17 protein-coding genes are annotated in these 15,366 nt (G+C 65.3%); 12 read left to right on the top strand and 5 right to left on the bottom strand.

The annotated features are described in order from the left end of the window. Positions 1-44 precede the first annotated feature (44 nt). Positions 45-1,391 (bottom strand): Nramp family divalent metal transporter, encoded by a 1,347-nt coding sequence (locus ABQY64_RS11595; RefSeq protein ID WP_349779387.1) that lies wholly within the window; start codon positions 1,389-1,391, stop codon positions 45-47. A 144-nt stretch (positions 1,392-1,535) separates the two neighbouring features. On the opposite strand from ABQY64_RS11595, the gene mntR reads away from it, so the two are divergent. The 3 genes from mntR to orn all read left to right on the top strand — a co-directional run bounded on the left by mntR (position 1,536) and on the right by orn (position 3,170). Beyond that, positions 1,536-2,003, top strand: a complete 468-nt coding sequence (gene mntR / locus ABQY64_RS11590) for a manganese-binding transcriptional regulator MntR (RefSeq protein WP_024939187.1) — start codon at positions 1,536-1,538, stop codon at positions 2,001-2,003. A 2-nt stretch (positions 2,004-2,005) separates the two neighbouring features. Beyond that, positions 2,006-2,515, top strand: a complete 510-nt coding sequence (gene tadA, locus ABQY64_RS11585) for a tRNA adenosine(34) deaminase TadA (RefSeq protein ID WP_104569990.1) — start codon at positions 2,006-2,008, stop codon at positions 2,513-2,515. A gap of 70 nt (positions 2,516-2,585) precedes the next feature. Then, complete coding sequence (orn, locus tag ABQY64_RS11580; RefSeq protein ID WP_024939185.1) at positions 2,586-3,170, top strand: oligoribonuclease; 585 nt, start codon at positions 2,586-2,588, stop codon at positions 3,168-3,170. 197 nt (positions 3,171-3,367) lie between these two features. Here orn and ABQY64_RS11575 read toward each other — a convergent pair whose 3' ends face one another. Continuing rightward, complete coding sequence (locus ABQY64_RS11575; RefSeq protein ID WP_047128760.1) at positions 3,368-4,333, bottom strand: mechanosensitive ion channel family protein; 966 nt, start codon at positions 4,331-4,333, stop codon at positions 3,368-3,370. Then, positions 4,333-6,711, bottom strand: a complete 2,379-nt coding sequence (gene ppsA / locus ABQY64_RS11570) for a phosphoenolpyruvate synthase (RefSeq protein WP_104595216.1) — start codon at positions 6,709-6,711, stop codon at positions 4,333-4,335. Before ppsA ends, ABQY64_RS11575 begins: the two co-directional genes overlap by 1 nt. Before the next feature lie 142 nt (positions 6,712-6,853). Here ppsA and ABQY64_RS11565 point away from each other — a divergent pair, with 142 nt between their 5' ends. The 3 genes from ABQY64_RS11565 to ABQY64_RS11555 all read left to right on the top strand — a co-directional run bounded on the left by ABQY64_RS11565 (position 6,854) and on the right by ABQY64_RS11555 (position 8,936). Then, on the top strand, positions 6,854-7,675 hold the full coding sequence (locus ABQY64_RS11565; protein WP_024939184.1) for a pyruvate, water dikinase regulatory protein: 822 nt from the start codon (positions 6,854-6,856) through the stop codon (positions 7,673-7,675). Positions 7,676-7,873: 198 nt separating this feature from the next. Beyond that, on the top strand, positions 7,874-8,383 hold the full coding sequence (locus ABQY64_RS11560; protein ID WP_016904415.1) for a DUF1249 domain-containing protein: 510 nt from the start codon (positions 7,874-7,876) through the stop codon (positions 8,381-8,383). A 64-nt stretch (positions 8,384-8,447) separates the two neighbouring features. Next, on the top strand, positions 8,448-8,936 hold the full coding sequence (locus ABQY64_RS11555) for an 8-oxo-dGTP diphosphatase (protein ID WP_065047524.1): 489 nt from the start codon (positions 8,448-8,450) through the stop codon (positions 8,934-8,936). A gap of 200 nt (positions 8,937-9,136) precedes the next feature. Here the strand turns inward: ABQY64_RS11555 and ABQY64_RS11550 are convergent, their stop codons facing one another. Further along, positions 9,137-9,898: a 3-hydroxybutyrate dehydrogenase gene (locus ABQY64_RS11550; protein ID WP_349779388.1), complete on the bottom strand. Its 762-nt coding sequence runs from the start codon at positions 9,896-9,898 to the stop codon at positions 9,137-9,139. 82 nt (positions 9,899-9,980) lie between these two features. Here ABQY64_RS11550 and ABQY64_RS11545 point away from each other — a divergent pair, with 82 nt between their 5' ends. The 5 genes from ABQY64_RS11545 to ABQY64_RS11525 all read left to right on the top strand — a co-directional run bounded on the left by ABQY64_RS11545 (position 9,981) and on the right by ABQY64_RS11525 (position 13,729). Continuing rightward, on the top strand, positions 9,981-10,643 hold the full coding sequence (locus ABQY64_RS11545) for a phosphatidylcholine/phosphatidylserine synthase (protein ID WP_026064801.1): 663 nt from the start codon (positions 9,981-9,983) through the stop codon (positions 10,641-10,643). Between the two features lie 54 nt (positions 10,644-10,697). Then, positions 10,698-11,867: a class III poly(R)-hydroxyalkanoic acid synthase subunit PhaE gene (phaE, locus tag ABQY64_RS11540; protein ID WP_349779413.1), complete on the top strand. Its 1,170-nt coding sequence runs from the start codon at positions 10,698-10,700 to the stop codon at positions 11,865-11,867. Further along, entirely contained in the window at positions 11,864-12,940 is a 1,077-nt protein-coding gene (locus ABQY64_RS11535) for a class III poly(R)-hydroxyalkanoic acid synthase subunit PhaC (RefSeq protein ID WP_024938704.1), read from the top strand. The genes phaE and ABQY64_RS11535 overlap by 4 nt, the downstream gene beginning before the upstream one ends. 103 nt (positions 12,941-13,043) lie before the next feature. Further along, positions 13,044-13,244, top strand: a complete 201-nt coding sequence (locus ABQY64_RS11530; RefSeq protein WP_016904409.1) for a PspC domain-containing protein — start codon at positions 13,044-13,046, stop codon at positions 13,242-13,244. Then, positions 13,214-13,729, top strand: a complete 516-nt coding sequence (locus ABQY64_RS11525) for a hypothetical protein (protein ID WP_155413004.1) — start codon at positions 13,214-13,216, stop codon at positions 13,727-13,729. Before ABQY64_RS11530 ends, ABQY64_RS11525 begins: the two co-directional genes overlap by 31 nt. On the opposite strand, the gene ABQY64_RS11520 is transcribed toward ABQY64_RS11525, so the two are convergent. Next, positions 13,687-14,898 carry an FAD-dependent oxidoreductase gene (locus ABQY64_RS11520; RefSeq protein WP_349779389.1) on the bottom strand — a complete coding sequence of 404 codons (1,212 nt, stop codon included), beginning with the start codon at positions 14,896-14,898 and terminating at the stop codon, positions 13,687-13,689. The two genes, ABQY64_RS11525 and ABQY64_RS11520, sit on opposite strands and share 43 nt — an antisense overlap. A gap of 192 nt (positions 14,899-15,090) precedes the next feature. On the opposite strand from ABQY64_RS11520, the gene ABQY64_RS11515 reads away from it, so the two are divergent. After that, a complete protein-coding gene (locus ABQY64_RS11515) occupies positions 15,091-15,318 on the top strand; it encodes a hypothetical protein (RefSeq protein WP_016904406.1) in 228 nt (75 codons plus the stop codon). Positions 15,319-15,366: the final 48 nt, after the last annotated feature.

The raw sequence follows: 15,366 nt of genomic DNA, 5'->3' as shown, positions 1-15,366 counted from the left end.
GCTTCGACCGCAAGCTGACGGCTGCGACAGATCGCCGAGGCGGATCACTGCAGTGCGGTATCCCACAGCAGCTTCAGGTTCAAGCCGACGATCACCGCCGCAATGACCCACGCAATGCGCACCAGCCACGGCGGTGCCACCAGCGCGCCCATCAACTCACGATCCGACACGAAGCGCACCAGCGGGATCACCGCAAACGGCAGCTGCATCGACAGCACCACCTGGCTGAGCACCAGGAGCCGCGCGGTACCGGCCTCGCCATACAACCAAGTCACGATCACCACCGGCACGATGGCGATGCCGCGCGTCAGCAGGCGCCGCAGCCACGGCGGCAAACGCAGTTGCAGAAAGCCTTCCATCACGATCTGCCCGGCCAGCGTAGCGGTGACGGTGGAATTGACGCCGGAGGCCAGCAGCGCCACTGCAAACAGCGTCGAGGCCAGGCCCACGCCCAGCATTGGAGCGAGCAGGGCGTGGGCCTGTTCGATCTCCTGCACATCGGTGCGGCCCTGCGCATGGAACACCGCCGCCGCCAGGATCAGGATCGAGGCATTGATGAACAGCGCGAACATCAATGCCACGGTGCTGTCGGTCACCGCCCAGCGCAGCGCCGACTTGCGGCCCGCATCGGTACGCGGATACGCACGTGTCTGCACGATCGACGAATGCAGGTACAGATTGTGCGGCATCACCGTCGCACCGATGATGCCGATCGCCAAATACAGCGCGCGCGGGTCGGTGACCACCTGCGCACGCGGAATGAAGCCGCCCAGCACGGCGGCGATCGGCGGTGCCGCCAGCGCGATCTGGATGCCGAAGCAGACGAAGATGATCAACAGCAGCGCGATCACGAACGCTTCCAGCGCGCGGAAACCGCGGTTCATCAGCAACAGCACCAGCACCACGTCCACCGCGGTGATGATGGCGCCCACGGTCAGCGGAATGCCGAACAACAGCTTCAACGCGATGGCGGTGCCGATCACCTCGGCCAGATCACAGGCGATGATCGCCAGTTCGCAGATGCCCCACAGCGCCACATTCACCCCACGCGGGTAACGCGCCCGGCAGGCCTGCGCCAGGTCCAGCCCGGTCGCGATGCCCAGCCGCGCCGACAGGCTCTGCAGCACGATCGCCATCAGGTTGGACAGCAGGATCACCGACAGCAGTAGATAGCCGAACTGCGAGCCGCCGGCCAGATCGGTGGCCCAGTTGCCCGGGTCCATGTACCCGACCGACACCATGTAGCCCGGGCCCAGGAACGCCAGCAGCCGGAACCACCAGTGGCCGCCCTTGGGTACGGCGACGCTGGCATGGTGATCGCCCAGCCCGCCATTGGCCGCGGCCGGCAAGGGGAGGGGCGAGGCTGGGTGAGGACGGAGATCGACGGACATGCTGAGCAGGCTGGCTGGGAGTCACACCGATGATATAGCAAGTGCTATGCTATTGAGCATTGGCAATTTAAATCGTAATGATCGGCCGCGTGCTTCAAACTACGCATCCCGGCACTGGCGCCGGACGTGATGACGGGGATGAGGGTGGGCAAGAGCGAAAAGCTGGAAGCAGCCGCGCCGGCGCTGATCGACGCACAGGTGCATATGGAGAGCTTCCGTCAGGTGCGCGAAGCGCGCCGCGCCGAGCTGGTCGAGGACTATGTGGAGCTGATCTCCGACCTGTTGGTTGACGGCGGCGAGGCGCGTCAGGTCGATATCGCCGCGCGCCTGGGCGTGGCGCAGCCGACCGTGGCCAAGATGCTCAAGCGCCTGGTGCGCGACGGCTGGGTGGTGCAGCGCCCGTATCGTGGTGTGTTCCTGACCCCGGCCGGCGAGGCGCTGGCGGCGTCCAGCCGGCAGCGCCATCAGATCGTCGAACGCTTCCTGCTCGCCCTGGGCATCGACGAGGCCACCGCGCGCCGCGACGCCGAAGGCATCGAGCACCATGTCAGCGAAGCTACCGTGGCCGCGTTCGCCGCCTTCCTGGATCGCCAGGGCGGCAGCGCCGCGTGAGCATGCCGGTGGAAACGTCGGTGGATGCGGCGCAGGCGCTGATCGACCAACAGTGGATGCAACGCGCCCTGCAACTGGCCGAGCGTGCCGAACGCGACTTTGACGAGATCCCAGTCGGCGCGCTGCTGATCGATGCCGGGGGCACCGTGCTGGGCGAGGGCTGGAACTTCAATATCGCCAGCCACGATCCCAGCGCACATGCCGAGATCATGGCCATGCGCGAAGGAGGCCGCCGCCTGGCCAACCACCGGCTGATCGGCTGCACGCTGTATGTCACGCTGGAGCCATGCGCGATGTGCGCGATGGCGATGATCCACGCGCGCATCGCGCGGGTGGTGTTCGCCGCCAGCGACCCCAAGACCGGCGCCTGCGGCAGCGTATTCGATCTACCCGCCGACCCGCGCCACAACCACCGCGTGCAGGTCAGCGGTGGCGTGCTGGCCGCCGAGGCCGGCCTGCGCCTGACCAATTACTTCAGGGCCAAGCGCGGCAAGCCGCCCCTCGCGCCCTGAGCGGCGTGGCCGCGGTATGATGCGCGCCCTTCAGCATCCGGCCGGCGACGGCCCTCCACAGGACGGCGACATGGCAGACACCCTTGCAGGCAACGACCGACTGATCTGGATCGATCTGGAAATGACCGGCCTGGATACCGATCGCGATTCCATCATCGAGATCGCCACCATCGTGACCGATGCGCAGTTGAACGTGCTTGCCGAAGGGCCGGAGCTGGCCATCGCCCACCCGCTGGCGACGCTTGAAGCCATGGACGAGTGGAACCGCAATCAGCACCGCCGTTCGGGGCTCTGGCAGCGCGTGCTCGACAGCCAGGTCACCCATGCCCAGGCCGAGGCGCAGACGGTGGCCTTCCTGAGCGAGTGGATCCGCGCCGGCGCCTCGCCGATGTGCGGCAATTCGATCTGCCAGGACCGCCGCTTCCTGCACCGCCAGATGTCGCGCCTGGAGCGCTACTTCCACTACCGCAACCTGGACGTGTCCACCATCAAGGAGCTGGCACGGCGTTGGGCGCCGACGGTGGCCAATGGCTTTGCCAAGAGCTCGGCCCACACCGCGTTGAGCGATGTGCGTGATTCGATCGACGAGCTGCGCCACTACCGCCAGTTCATGGGCGCGCTGGGCGGCGATTCCCAGGCCGACGTGCCGGCCTGAACGCTGGCGACGGCGGCGTTGCGCGCTGTTGGCGTGTTGATTGACGGCGCCTGGTTGCGGACCACGCGCAGGCGTACGTCCGGCAACGTTTACTGCCGACCAGGCAGGCCAGAAGCCACACAATGGCAGCGCATCCAATAAGAAAGGCCGCATCGTTCGATGCGGCCTTTTGCTTTTCCATCACGCCGTTGAATGCATCAGCGCGCCAGCGGCGGACCCTTGCTCAGGTCGCCGTCGTCGGCGATGCCTTTCAGCAGCAGGTCGGAGATCGGCTTGCCGTCGGCATCGTGGTGATACACGTGCAGGTCGCGCTGCGGATACGGGATGTTGAGCCCGTTTTCCAGCAACTGGTTGCGGATCTGTTCCAGCGTGGTGCTCTTGGCCGCGCCGAAATTGCCGTTGGTCGCATACGCGAACAACATCAGATCCACCGTGCTTTCGCCCAGGTTGGTGACCTGCACGAACGGTGCCGGCGACTGAAGGATGTTCGGGTTGTCCTTGGCGATCTGCAGCAACAGCTGCTGGGCTTTCTTCAGATCGTCGCCGTAGCCCACGCCCACGGTCACTTCCAAACGCCGGTTGGGCAGGGTGCTGTAGTTGACGATCGGCGAGGTGGTGATGGTGCTGTTGGGCAGGGTGATCATGCGCTCGTCGAACGAGCGGATCCGGGTCTGGAAGATCCGGATCTCGTCGACGATGCCTTCCTGGCCGGCAATCACCACATGGTCGCCATCGCGCATCGGCCGTAGCACGATCAGCATCACGCCTGCAGCGATATTGGACAGCGAGTCCTTCAACGCCAGACCGACCGCCAGGCCGGCCGCACCCAGCACGGCGATCAGCGAGGTCGGCGGCACGCCGATTTTGCTCAGCGCACTGACGAAGACCAGCACCAGCAGCAACGCATACAACACGTTGCGCAGGAAGTTGGTCAGCGTGATCTCGATGCGCGCGCGGGTCAGCGCACGGTGCAGCCACTGGCTGAGCTGCTTGGCCAGCCACATGCCGACCACCACGATCAGCAGCGCCAGCCCCCAGTTGAGCGCGTATTGCGCCCACGGGATATTGGCCCAATTGAACGCCGGCTCCGCCGTCTTGGCCGCCACCGGCCTTGCGGCGACTGCTCCCGCAGCCGCCGCCAACACCGCACCCAACATACCCATCAGCTCTCGCTCTTCAACTTGGCCAGACGCAGCCAGGTGTCGACCACGGTGTCAGGATTCAGCGATACCGACTCGATCCCTTCCTGCATCAGCCACTCGGCCAGTTCCGGGTGATCGGACGGCCCCTGGCCGCAGATGCCCACGTACTTGCCCTTGGCGCGCGCCGATTTGATCGCCATCGACAGCAGCTTCTTGACTGCTGGATTCCGCTCGTCGAACAGGTGCGCCACGATCGACGAGTCGCGGTCCAGGCCCAGGGTCAGCTGGGTCAGGTCGTTGGAGCCGATCGAGAAACCATCGAAGATCTCTAGGAATTCATCGGCCAGCAGCGCATTGGACGGCAGCTCGCACATCATGATGATCTTCAGGCCGTTCTCGCCCTGCTTGAGCCCGTTCTGCTCCAGTACCTCGATCACCTTGCGGCCTTCTTCCAGCGTGCGCACGAACGGAATCATCACCCAGAGGTTGTCCAGGCCCATCTCGTTGCGCACCTTCAGCACCGCCTTGCACTCCAGCGAGAAGGCCTTGGTGAAGGACGGATCCACGTAGCGGCTGGCGCCACGGAAGCCGATCATCGGGTTCTCTTCATGCGGTTCGTAACGCGAGCCGCCGATCAGGTTGGCGTACTCATTGGACTTGAAGTCCGACAGGCGCACGATCACCGTGTTCGGTGCCACCGAGGCGGTCAGCGTTGCGATGCCCTCGGCCAGGCGATTGACGTAGAAACTCACCGGGTCGCCGTAGCCAGCGGTCTTGGCATCGATCTTCTTGCGGACGTCGGCGTCCTGCTTGTCGTATTCCAGCAGCGCGTTGGGATGGATGCCGATATGCGCAGCAATGATCATTTCCAGACGCGCCAGGCCAATGCCGGCGTTGGGCAGCTGGCCGAAGTCGAACGCACGCTCCGGGTTGGCCACATTCATCATGATCTTGAGCGGGGCAGGCGGCATGTTGCCCAGGTCGGTGGTGGTGCGCTCGAACGGCAGCAGGCCGTCGTAGATAAAGCCGGTATCGCCTTCGGCGCAGCTCACCGTCACTTCCTGACCGTCGCTGATCACATCGGTGGCGTTGCCCGAGCCGACCACGGCCGGCACGCCGAGTTCGCGCGCGATGATCGCCGCATGGCAGGTGCGGCCGCCGCGATTGGTGACGATGGCTGAGGCACGCTTCATCACCGGCTCCCAATCGGGATCGGTCATGTCGGCGATCAAGACGTCGCCGGCCTGCACGCGATTCATGTCGTCCAGCGAGCGCACCACGCGTGCCACGCCGCTGCCGATCTTGGCGCCTACCGCACGGCCTTCGACCAGGATCTTGGCGTCCTTGGCTTCCAGCGAGAAACGCTCGATCTGGGTGGCATGGCTGCGCGACTTCACGGTCTCCGGACGCGCCTGCACGATGAACAGCTTGCCGCTGACACCGTCCTTGGCCCACTCGATATCCATCGGGCGGCCGTAATGCTTTTCGATCACCAGCGCCTGCTTGGAAAGCTCCTGCACGTCTTCGTCGCTGATCGAGAAGGTGCTGCGCAGTTCCACTGGCGTGTCTTCAGTACGTACGCGTTCGCCGGGCACATCCGAGTAGACCATGCGGATCGCCTTGCTGCCGAGCGAGCGGCGCAAGATCGCCGGCTTGCCTGCGGTCAGCGTGGGCTTGTAGACGTAGAACTCGTCGGGATTGACCGCGCCTTGCACGACCATCTCGCCCAGACCGAAGCTGGAGGTGACAAACACCACGTCGCGGAAGCCCGATTCGGTGTCCAGCGTGAACAGCACGCCAGCCGCACCGACGCCCGAGCGCACCATCAACTGCACGCCGGCCGACAGGAACACGTCTTCGTGCTTGAAGCCATGATGCACGCGGTAGGCGATTGCGCGATCGTTGTAGAGGCTGGCGAACACTTCCTTGACCTTGTGCACGACATCGTCGGCACCGGTCACGTTGAGGAAGGTCTCTTGCTGGCCGGCGAACGAGGCATCGGGCAGATCTTCGGCAGTGGCCGACGAACGCACCGCCACGGCAACTTCGCCACCACCGTTTTCCGCACACAGCTGTGCGTACGCGGTGCGGATATCGCGGTCCAGTTCCGGCTGCAGCGGAGCATCGATCACCCAGCCGCGGATTTCCCTGCCGGCAACGGTGAGGGCAGACACGTCTTCAACATCCAGCGTTGCCAGCTTGTCGAAGATGCGCTTGGACAGATCGTTATGCGCGATGAAGTCCTTGAAAGCCTCGGCAGTGGTCGCATATCCACCGGGAACCGAAACGCCAAGCCCGGCCAGGTTGCCGATCATCTCGCCGAGCGAGGAATTCTTACCACCTACGCGGGCCAGATCGGCCAGGCGTAGCTCATGCAACCACAGGATATTCTCGTTCAAGCGCGATGCTCCGTATGGCCATCGCCCGAGCGGGCTGGATGGCCGCGTCCGTAGGAAGAAGCCGCTATGATGCAGTGCACAGCGGAATCTGCACAAGCATGAACCCGTAAGTTTTGGACACCAGTTCAAAGAGGTGGTCTTGATGTCAACAATTCGACCGGTGTTCTACGTCTCCGATGGAACCGGTATCACCGCTGAAACGATTGGGCATAGCCTGCTCACGCAGTTCAGTGGATTCAACTTCGTCACCGACCGCATGTCGTTCATTGATGATGCAGAAAAAGCGCGCGATGCGGCATTGCGCGTGCGCGCGGCAGGCGAGCGGTACCAGGTGCGCCCGGTGGTGGTCAATTCTTGCGTCGATCCCCAGCTGAGCATGATCCTGGCCGAAAGTGGCGCCTTGATGCTGGATGTGTTTGCGCCCTTCATCGAGCCGCTGGAACGCGAGCTCAATGCGCCGCGGCATTCACGCGTGGGGCGTGCACACGGCATGGTGGACTTCGAAACCTATCACCGCCGCATCAACGCGATGAACTTCGCGCTGAGCCACGACGACGGTATCGCACTCAATTACGACGAGGCCGACGTGATCCTTGTGGCGGTGTCGCGCGCCGGCAAGACGCCGACCTGCATCTACCTGGCATTGCATTACGGCATCCGTGCCGCCAACTACCCGTTGACCGAGGAAGATCTGGAAAACGAGCGCCTGCCGCCGCGCCTGCGCAATTACCGCAGCAAGTTGTTCGGCCTGACCATCGACCCGGAGCGGTTGCAGCAAATCCGCCAGGAGCGGCGCGCCAACTCACGCTACAGCGCGGCAGAAACCTGCCGGCGCGAGGTGGCCACCGCCGAACGCATGTTCCAGATGGAGCGCATTCCGACCTTGAGCACCACCAACACCTCGATCGAGGAAATTTCCAGCAAGGTGTTGTCCACGCTGGGGCTGCAGCGCGAGATGTTTTGAGGCGGGAATTGGTTGGCGGGATTGGGGAGTGGAGACGCGCATAGCGTATTCACCATCCGAAGCTGCCGTGACGTGTCACGGTCGGTCGGCGAGCGTCAAGCAAATCAAGCGGGCGGGGCAGGGCTCCGCCAAGGTAGGCCTGCCGGTGGCCGGTCGTCAATGCTGCCCGTGCGGCAGCGCAGCGTGTAGGATCGGTTCATGGCGCAAGCACTGAGTAAACTCGAACGCATCCCCAAGTTGAGCCGGTTCGGCTGGCTGATGGGCTTGTACGCAGAAAACTTTCAGCATCTGACCCGGCTGTTCGCACCGGCCGACCTCGCTCCCGGCTCCTATGTCTCGTCGATCGGCGATGGGCTGGACCTGCGTCTGGACGTGATCGAGTGTCACCGCTACACGGTCGAGTTGCGGCTGACCTACGACCTGTGCGATCCCGTCACCGGCGAGCCTGACCCGTCGGCCTACGTGCGCCTGTACCGCGATGCGCGCCAGGCCGAGACCACCCATTGCTATGTCGGCCGTCGCTGGCAGGACGTGATGGGCATGTTCCCGCCGCCGGCCGAGCTGATCAGCCACCGCATGCGCATGAATACGTTCCTGGGCAAGTGGCTGGACTATCTGGCCGAGCGCGGCCATGGCGTGGCTACCTTGCGTCTGGATACCGACTACGTCGCGCCACCGCGCCCGGGCTCGCAGGCTGCGGTCGGCTGAGGCTGCGCCACGCCGCTTGCACAGCATCGGTCATACTGATGCGCTCGATTCCAGCTCGCCCGCCATGCCCTATACCCCCATCGTCGCCACGCTCGGCTACCTGTTGTCGCCCGACGGCACACAGGTGTTGATGATCCATCGCAATGCCCGCCCCGGCGATCAGCACCTGGGCAAATACAACGGGCTCGGCGGCAAGGTGGAACCGGACGAAGACGTGCTGGCCGGCATGCGCCGCGAGATCCGCGAAGAGGCCGGCGTGGAGTGCGGCGACATGCAACTGCGCGGCACCATCAGCTGGCCGGGCTTCGGCAAGCATGGCGAGGACTGGCTGGGCTTCGTATTCCTGATCCGCAGCTTCCAGGGCGAGCCACAGGCCTCCAACCCGGAAGGCACGCTGGAATGGGTGGCGATCGACCGCATGGACCAGGTACCGATGTGGGAGGGCGACCGCAATTTCCTGCCGCTGGTCTTCGATGGCGACCCGCGTCCGTTTCATGGCGTGATGCCGTATCGCGACGGGCGCATGCAGTCGTGGACGTATTCGCGCATCTGAGCGGGATTAAGGGAGTGCGCAGCCGCCCAGGCGAGCGCAAGCCGGCGCTGCACGCTGTGGCGACATGCCTTCCGAATTCGCCTCCACGCACTTCTCCACACCGGTTGTGGATGAAGTCTGCGCAAGTCTGTGGTCAACTGCGCGCGCGCCTTGCGGCGCAAGGCGGCCACGGAAGCTGGTGAAAATTTCGCCAGCCGTGCTTACTGCGCGGTCCAGCCGCCGTCGATGGCGATCGCCTGCCCGGTGATGTTGCGCGCGGCATGCGACATCAGGAACGCGACCGTGCCGGCGAGTTCGTCGTAGTCGATAAAGGCGCCCTTGGGCATCGGCTTGAGCATCACATCGCGGATCACCGCCTCTTCGGCAATGCCGCGCGTGCGCGCCTGGTCGGCGATCTGGCGCTCCACCAGCGGGGTGCGTACATAGCTCGGGCATAGCGTGTTGACGGTGATGTCGCAGTCGGCGGTTTCCAGTGCGATGACCTTGGCCAGGCCGACCAGGCCGTGCTTGGCGGCGACATACGCGCTCTTGTACGGGCTGGCGACCAGCGAATGGATGCTGCCGATGTTGACGATGCGCCCGTAGCCGGCCGCGCGCATGCCGGGCAGGAGCGCGCGGCTGAGCCGCGCGGCGCCGGTCAGCATCACATCCACCAGCAAGGCCCAGCGCTGCATCGGAAAGTCTTCCAGCGCAGCAACCTGCTGCAGGCCGGCATTGTTGACCAGCACCTGCGGCGCGCGCGTCACGCGCGCCAAGGCCTGCGCGATGCCGTGGTCATCGGTCACGTCCAGCGCCAGTGCTTCGGCCGAGCTGCCGGTGTCGCGCAGGCGCTGCGCGGTGCGTTCGGCCGCCGCCAGATCCATATCGCTGACGATCAGATGGTGGCCGCCGGCGGCCAGCTCGGTGGCGATGCCGGCACCGATGCCGCTGCCTGCGCCGGTGATCAGGATGCTGCGCTTCATGCGGTCCTCGTCGTCGATCGTGCCCGGCCGGAGCGGCCATGCTGATCGCCAGCCTAGCCGATAGCGTGAAACGGTCGCCTGCATGGCGTGCGCGCGTTACCCTTTGCGCCTTGCTCCTCTCAGGTTCCGCATGAAACGCCATTTCTCGATGCTGCGCGATTTCCAACTCGCGGACTGGTTCACCCTGGCCAACGCCTTCTGCGGTACCGGCGCGGTGTTCGCGTCGATGCGCTTCCTGCAGGAAGGCCATCGCGGCGACCTGCTGCTGGGCATGGCGCTGATCCCGCTGGCGTTCGTGTTCGATGCGCTGGACGGGCATGTGGCGCGCTGGCGCAAGGCCTCCTCGACCCTGGGCCGCGAGCTGGATTCGCTGGCCGACGTGATTTCGTTCGGGGTGGCGCCGGCGGCGCTGGGCTATGCCTGCGGCATGCGCGGCGGCTGGGATTGGCTGGTGCTGAGCTATTTCGTCTGCTGCGGCGTGAGCCGGCTGGCGCGCTACAACGTGACTGCCGAAGAGATCGCCGGCGAGGCCGACAAGGTGCCGTACTTCGAGGGCACCCCGATCCCCACCAGCCTGCTGCTGGTGATCCTGCTGGCGGTCGCTGCCAGCAGCGGCCATATCGGCCAGACCTTGTGGTGGGGCCAGTGGCAGCTCGGGCCGTGGCAGTTCCACCCGTTGGTGCTGCTGTTTGCAGTGTCCGGCTCGCTGATGATCAGCAAGACGCTGCGCATCCCCAAACCCTGACCGATACAGCCGGGCACACGCGGTAGGATGGCTGGTGGACAGTCACGGGAAGGGATCATGGCAACCAGCGGTTCGGACAACGGCAACTTGGAAGACAAGGCGCGCCAGTACTGGAGCGCCTGGGGAGATGCCATGCGCCACGGCCAGTCCGGCGCCGCTGCACAGCCCGGTGCCGTTCCCGGGACGGGGCCGGGCAGCGACGCACCGCAGGATTGGCGCAAGGCGATGGACTGGTGGTCGCAGCTGCTGCCCACCCAGGCCGCACCGCAGGCGCAGGAGGCCATCGACCGCTTCCGTCATCAGGCCGGCGACTGGTTCGGCACCATGCAGCAGGTGGCCGCGCAGTTCGCCGGGCGCGACACCTCGGCCAACGAAGTCTCCGAAGCCTGGCGGCGCGCCGTACAGGGGCAGGGCGAGCAGCTGATGCAGTGGACGCTGGGCTCGCTGCGTGGCGGCAGCCCCGGCGGCTTCGACCCATGGCTGCAGGACGCCGCGCAGGCGCTGGCGAAGTGGCGGGAGGAAAACGCGCCCTGGCTGGACATGCCGGCATTCGGCGTGAGCCGCAATCACCAGGCGCGCCTGCAGACGCTGGCCCGTGCGCAGCAGGAGTACCAGGCGCAATCGCAGGCCTATGGCGAACAACTCAAGTCGGCCATCGAGCAGGCGTTCGGCCGGTTCGCCTCCAAGCTGGGCGAGCACGAAAGCAGCGGCAGTCAGCTGACCAGTGCGCGTGCCTTGTTCGATCTGTGGATCGAGGCCGCCGAAGAGTCGTATGCCGACGTCGCCTTGTCCGACCAGTTTCGCGAGGTCTACGGCGGCTTTGCCAATGCGCATATGCGCCTGCGCGCCGCGTTGCAGGAAGAAGTGGAGCAGTTGAGCGAGCGTTTCGGGATGCCGACGCGTTCGGAGATGGACGCCGCGCATCGCCGCATCGCCGAGCTGGAACGTGCGGTGCGGCGCATGCTGCGCACTACGGCCAGCCCGGCCGGCAAGCCCGCTGCAGCGGCGGCTGACCCGGTTGCGCCGGCCACGACCAGGCGCGCGCCGGCAGCCAGGGCGGACACTGCGCCCAAGCCGGCAGCGGCGACCAGCCCGGCCAAGAAACCGCCAGCGAAAACCGCCACAGCCAAGAACACGAAGGCGTCCAAAAGCGCCGCCAGGCCATCGGCCGGCACAGCTTCCGCTAAGCCGGCCGCACGCAAGCCACGTGGAGCGCAGACATGAAAGGCCCGTTGGGATTCAGCGCCGAAGACCTGATGCAGGAAACCCTGTCGATGCAGCGCAAGCTGCGCGAGGGGCTCAAGCTGCTGCCCGGTGTGGAAGACGTGGATTACGGCGTGACCGAGCGCGAGGAAATCTGGCGCGATGGCAAGGTGGTGCTGTATCGCTTTGTCGGCGAGCAGGCGCCGGTGGCCAGGACGCCGCTGCTGATCGTCTACGCGCTGGTCAACCGCCCCTACATGGTCGATCTGCAGGCCGACCGCTCGTTGGTCAAGGGTCTGCTGGGCCACGGCCAGGACGTCTACGTGCTGGATTGGGGCTACCCGGACCGCTCCGAGCGTTACCTGACGCTGGAGGACTATCTGCTGCGCTATATCGATGGCGCGGTGGATCACCTGCGCGCGCAGTCGGGGCTGGAGGCGGTCGATGTGCTCGGCATCTGCCAGGGCGGCACGTTTGCGCTGTGCTATGCGGCACTGCAGCGGCCGAAGGTGCGCAACCTGATCACCATGGTCACGCCGGTGGATTTCCACACCCCCGACAACATGCTCTCCAACTGGGCGCGCATGGTCGATGTGGACCTGTTCGTGGACACCATGGGCAACGTGCCGGCGGATCTGATGAACGCCAGTTACCTGATGCTCAAGCCGTTCCGGCTGAACCTGCAGAAGTACGTCGGCTTGCTCGACATCCTTGACGACAAGCAGGCGCTGGAAGATTTCCTGCGCATGGAAAAGTGGATCTTCGATTCGCCCGATCTGGCCGGCGAGGCGTTCCGCGAGTTCGTCACCCAGTTCTATCAGCGCAATGGCCTGGTGACCGGGCAGGTGCGCATTGGCGGGGAGGCGGTCGACCTGCAGGCGGTGGACATGCCGGTGCTCAATATCTACGCCGAACACGATCACCTGGTGCCGCCCGACGCCTCGCGTGCATTGCGCGGCCTGGTCGGCAGCGACGACTACACCGAGCTGAGTTTCCGCGGCGGGCATATCGGCATCTACGTCTCCGGACGTGCGCAGCGCGAGGTGCCGGTGGCGATCCACCGCTGGTTGCAGGAGCGTGGCGGCAACGCGTGATGCGGCTTGGGGTTACGCTGTGCCTGCAGCGAGCAGCCGCAGCCGTCACGACGCGCTGCCGCTGCGCTTTTTAGACTGGGCAACACGTTCGAAGGAGCCTTCCATGGCCACGACCACCGCATTGTCCCGTTCCCTCAACGACCGCATGATCGCCGGCGTGGTCGGCGGCATCGCCCGCCGCTTCGGCTGGAGCTCTACGCTGTTGCGCGTGCTGTTCGTGATCGTGTCGATCGCCTCGGCCGCGTTCCCGGGCATCCTGGTCTATCTGATCCTATGGCTGCTGATCCCCAACCAGGCCGACTGACGCCCGCCCGGGGCCGGTGGTCTGCCATGCAGGTGCTGGGCGCGTTGTGGACGCTGCCCAATACCTTGCTCGGCCTTGCCGTCGGTGCCGCCGGCAGCTGTTTCGGCGCGCGTCCGCGCTGGTCCGGGCAGGAACTGGCCGTGGTGTTCCATGCCTGGCCATGGGGACCGGGCGGGGCAATGACGCTGGGCAATGTGATCCTGCTCAAGGGCGCCTCACTGGATCTGCAGTGCAGCACGTATGCGCATGCTGCCGGGCGTTGTCAGCACCCGCCGGTGCGCCTGGGCGACCACGAGCGTGCGCATGTCTACCAGTACATGCTGCTCGGCCCGCTGTTTTTGCCGGTGTATTTGCTGTGCGGCGGCATCCACGTACGCAATCCGCTGGAACGGGCCGCCGACGCATATGCGCTGCATGGCCACGGCTGGTGGCCGTGGGGATCTCAGCGCAACCGCGAGAAACCGAACAGGTCCGACAACGGGTGAGGCCTGCCTTCCAGTTGCGCGCGCAATAAGCCTGCGCCGATCGCGCTGTAGGTGATGCCGTTGCCGCCGTACGCCATCGCGAACGACACCCGCGGCCCATGTTGCGGATGCGGGCCGAAGAACGGCAGCCCATCGGCGGTTTCGGCGAAGGTGCCGCCCCAGGCGAACACCGGGCGCAGGCTGATGTCCGGCATCGTCTGGTGGATCTTCTTCAGCAGCGTCTTCAGCTTGCGCATGACACGTGCGTCGCGACGTGCGGGCAGATCGATGTTGTCGTCTTCGCCGCCGGCCACCACGCGTCCATCCGGCGTGCTGCGCAGGTAGAGATAGGGACGCGCGGTTTCCCACATCATGGTGTGCTTGAGCGCGCCCATCTCGCCGTCGTGCAGCGGATCGGTCACGAATGCGTAGCTGCTGCGGTTGCGTGCCACGCGCTGCGACAGCCACTGCTGGTTTGCGTAGCCTGCGGCCATGATGACGTGCCGGGCGCGCAGCGTGACCCCGTCGCGGGTGCGCAACGCGACATGCCGGTCGTGGGGTGTGAGGGTGGCGATCGCAGTGCGGTCGTAGATGCGCGCGCCGTAATGCTCGCCTTCTGCAAACAGGCGGTAGCACAGCCGATACGGATCGACGCTGGCGGCCAGGCGGCTGAGGATCGCGCCTTCCGAGCGTACGCCGTAGTTGTGCCACAACGGCGCGCGCTCGATCCATTCGACTGGAAGAGTGTGGGTTTTTCGCACCTGCAGTTCGCGACGCAGGTCGTCGAGATCCCGCGACCGGCTGGCGTAGTACAGGCTGTCCTGACGGCTGAAGTCGCAGCCGCCCAGCGTATTGCAAAGGCCTTGCAGGTCGAGGATGGCTTGCGCGCATGCAGCGTACGCCAGCGCAGCCGCCGGCATGCCGTAGTGCTTGGCCAACTCGATCATTGGTGTGTCGATTTCATACTGCAGCAAGGCGGTGCTGGCCGAGGTACTGCCCCAGCCGATCTCGCGCTGCTCGAGTACCACCACCTCGTGCCCGTGCTTGACCAGTTCGTGCGCGATCAGCGCGGCGGTGACCCCGCCGCCGATGATGGCCACCTCGCAATCGGTGTCCCGCTCCAGACGCGGATAGGCGCGCATCAACCCATTGCGGATCGACCAGAACGGGTAGCCACTCTTGAGGTCCATGCGGTGTCGTACGTGCGGGCGGAGCGCAATTGGACCGGTAGGTCGGGTGAAGCGGTTGTGCAGACAGGCGAGGGGATCCTGCCGTCACCAAACCGCAAACAGCCGGCGTTAACGTGCGTGGAAAGCTCCTCACGGCACGGTCGTTATGCTCGCGCCACTAACGTAGTCACAGTTGTTAACGAGGGTGTGGGCATGTCGATCGTTCTGTACGTCGGTGGCAGCAAAGATGGCGACAAGGGTGTTGTGCCTTATGGGTTCAGCAAGTCGCGCGCGATGACCGACGCCGGCCCGGAGATCTATGTCGAGCGCATGGTGCCGTTGAAGGACGTCGGCAAGATCCGCGTGATGGCGCTGGAGTCGCTGCACGAAAGCATCCTGGTCGAGCGCGCTGCCACGCATTACGCAGGTCGCGCCAGCTAAGCACAGCCGACCGGACGACTGCGCTCACTGTCAGTGGGCGCCAAGTGC

It is taken from the genome of Xanthomonas sp. WHRI 7065 (assembly GCF_040203115.2).
GTDB classification, from domain to species: Bacteria; Pseudomonadota; Gammaproteobacteria; order Xanthomonadales; family Xanthomonadaceae; genus Xanthomonas; species Xanthomonas arboricola.
The sequence above is the reverse complement of the archived record's forward strand: the minus strand, read 5'-3'. Positions and strand labels throughout refer to the sequence as shown.

Excerpts from the sequence above, each read along its gene's own strand:
- ABQY64_RS11575 (WP_047128760.1), bottom strand. The coding sequence starts at position 4,333 with ATGGGTATGTTGGGTGCGGTGTTGGCGGCGGCTGCGGGAGCAGTCGCC.
- ABQY64_RS11595 (WP_349779387.1), bottom strand. The coding sequence starts at position 1,391 with ATGTCCGTCGATCTCCGTCCTCACCCAGCCTCGCCCCTCCCCTTGCCG.
- orn (WP_024939185.1), top strand. The coding sequence starts at position 2,586 with ATGGCAGACACCCTTGCAGGCAACGACCGACTGATCTGGATCGATCTG.
- ABQY64_RS11520 (WP_349779389.1), bottom strand. The coding sequence starts at position 14,898 with ATGGACCTCAAGAGTGGCTACCCGTTCTGGTCGATCCGCAATGGGTTG.
- ABQY64_RS11565 (WP_024939184.1), top strand. The coding sequence starts at position 6,854 with ATGTCAACAATTCGACCGGTGTTCTACGTCTCCGATGGAACCGGTATC.
- ABQY64_RS11525 (WP_155413004.1), top strand. The coding sequence starts at position 13,214 with ATGGCTGCTGATCCCCAACCAGGCCGACTGACGCCCGCCCGGGGCCGG.
- ABQY64_RS11530 (WP_016904409.1), top strand. The coding sequence starts at position 13,044 with ATGGCCACGACCACCGCATTGTCCCGTTCCCTCAACGACCGCATGATC.
- ABQY64_RS11560 (WP_016904415.1), top strand. The coding sequence starts at position 7,874 with ATGGCGCAAGCACTGAGTAAACTCGAACGCATCCCCAAGTTGAGCCGG.
- ABQY64_RS11515 (WP_016904406.1), top strand. The coding sequence starts at position 15,091 with ATGTCGATCGTTCTGTACGTCGGTGGCAGCAAAGATGGCGACAAGGGT.
- ABQY64_RS11550 (WP_349779388.1), bottom strand. The coding sequence starts at position 9,898 with ATGAAGCGCAGCATCCTGATCACCGGCGCAGGCAGCGGCATCGGTGCC.
- tadA (WP_104569990.1), top strand. The coding sequence starts at position 2,006 with ATGCCGGTGGAAACGTCGGTGGATGCGGCGCAGGCGCTGATCGACCAA.
- ABQY64_RS11555 (WP_065047524.1), top strand. The coding sequence starts at position 8,448 with ATGCCCTATACCCCCATCGTCGCCACGCTCGGCTACCTGTTGTCGCCC.
- ABQY64_RS11535 (WP_024938704.1), top strand. The coding sequence starts at position 11,864 with ATGAAAGGCCCGTTGGGATTCAGCGCCGAAGACCTGATGCAGGAAACC.
- ABQY64_RS11545 (WP_026064801.1), top strand. The coding sequence starts at position 9,981 with ATGGCGTGCGCGCGTTACCCTTTGCGCCTTGCTCCTCTCAGGTTCCGC.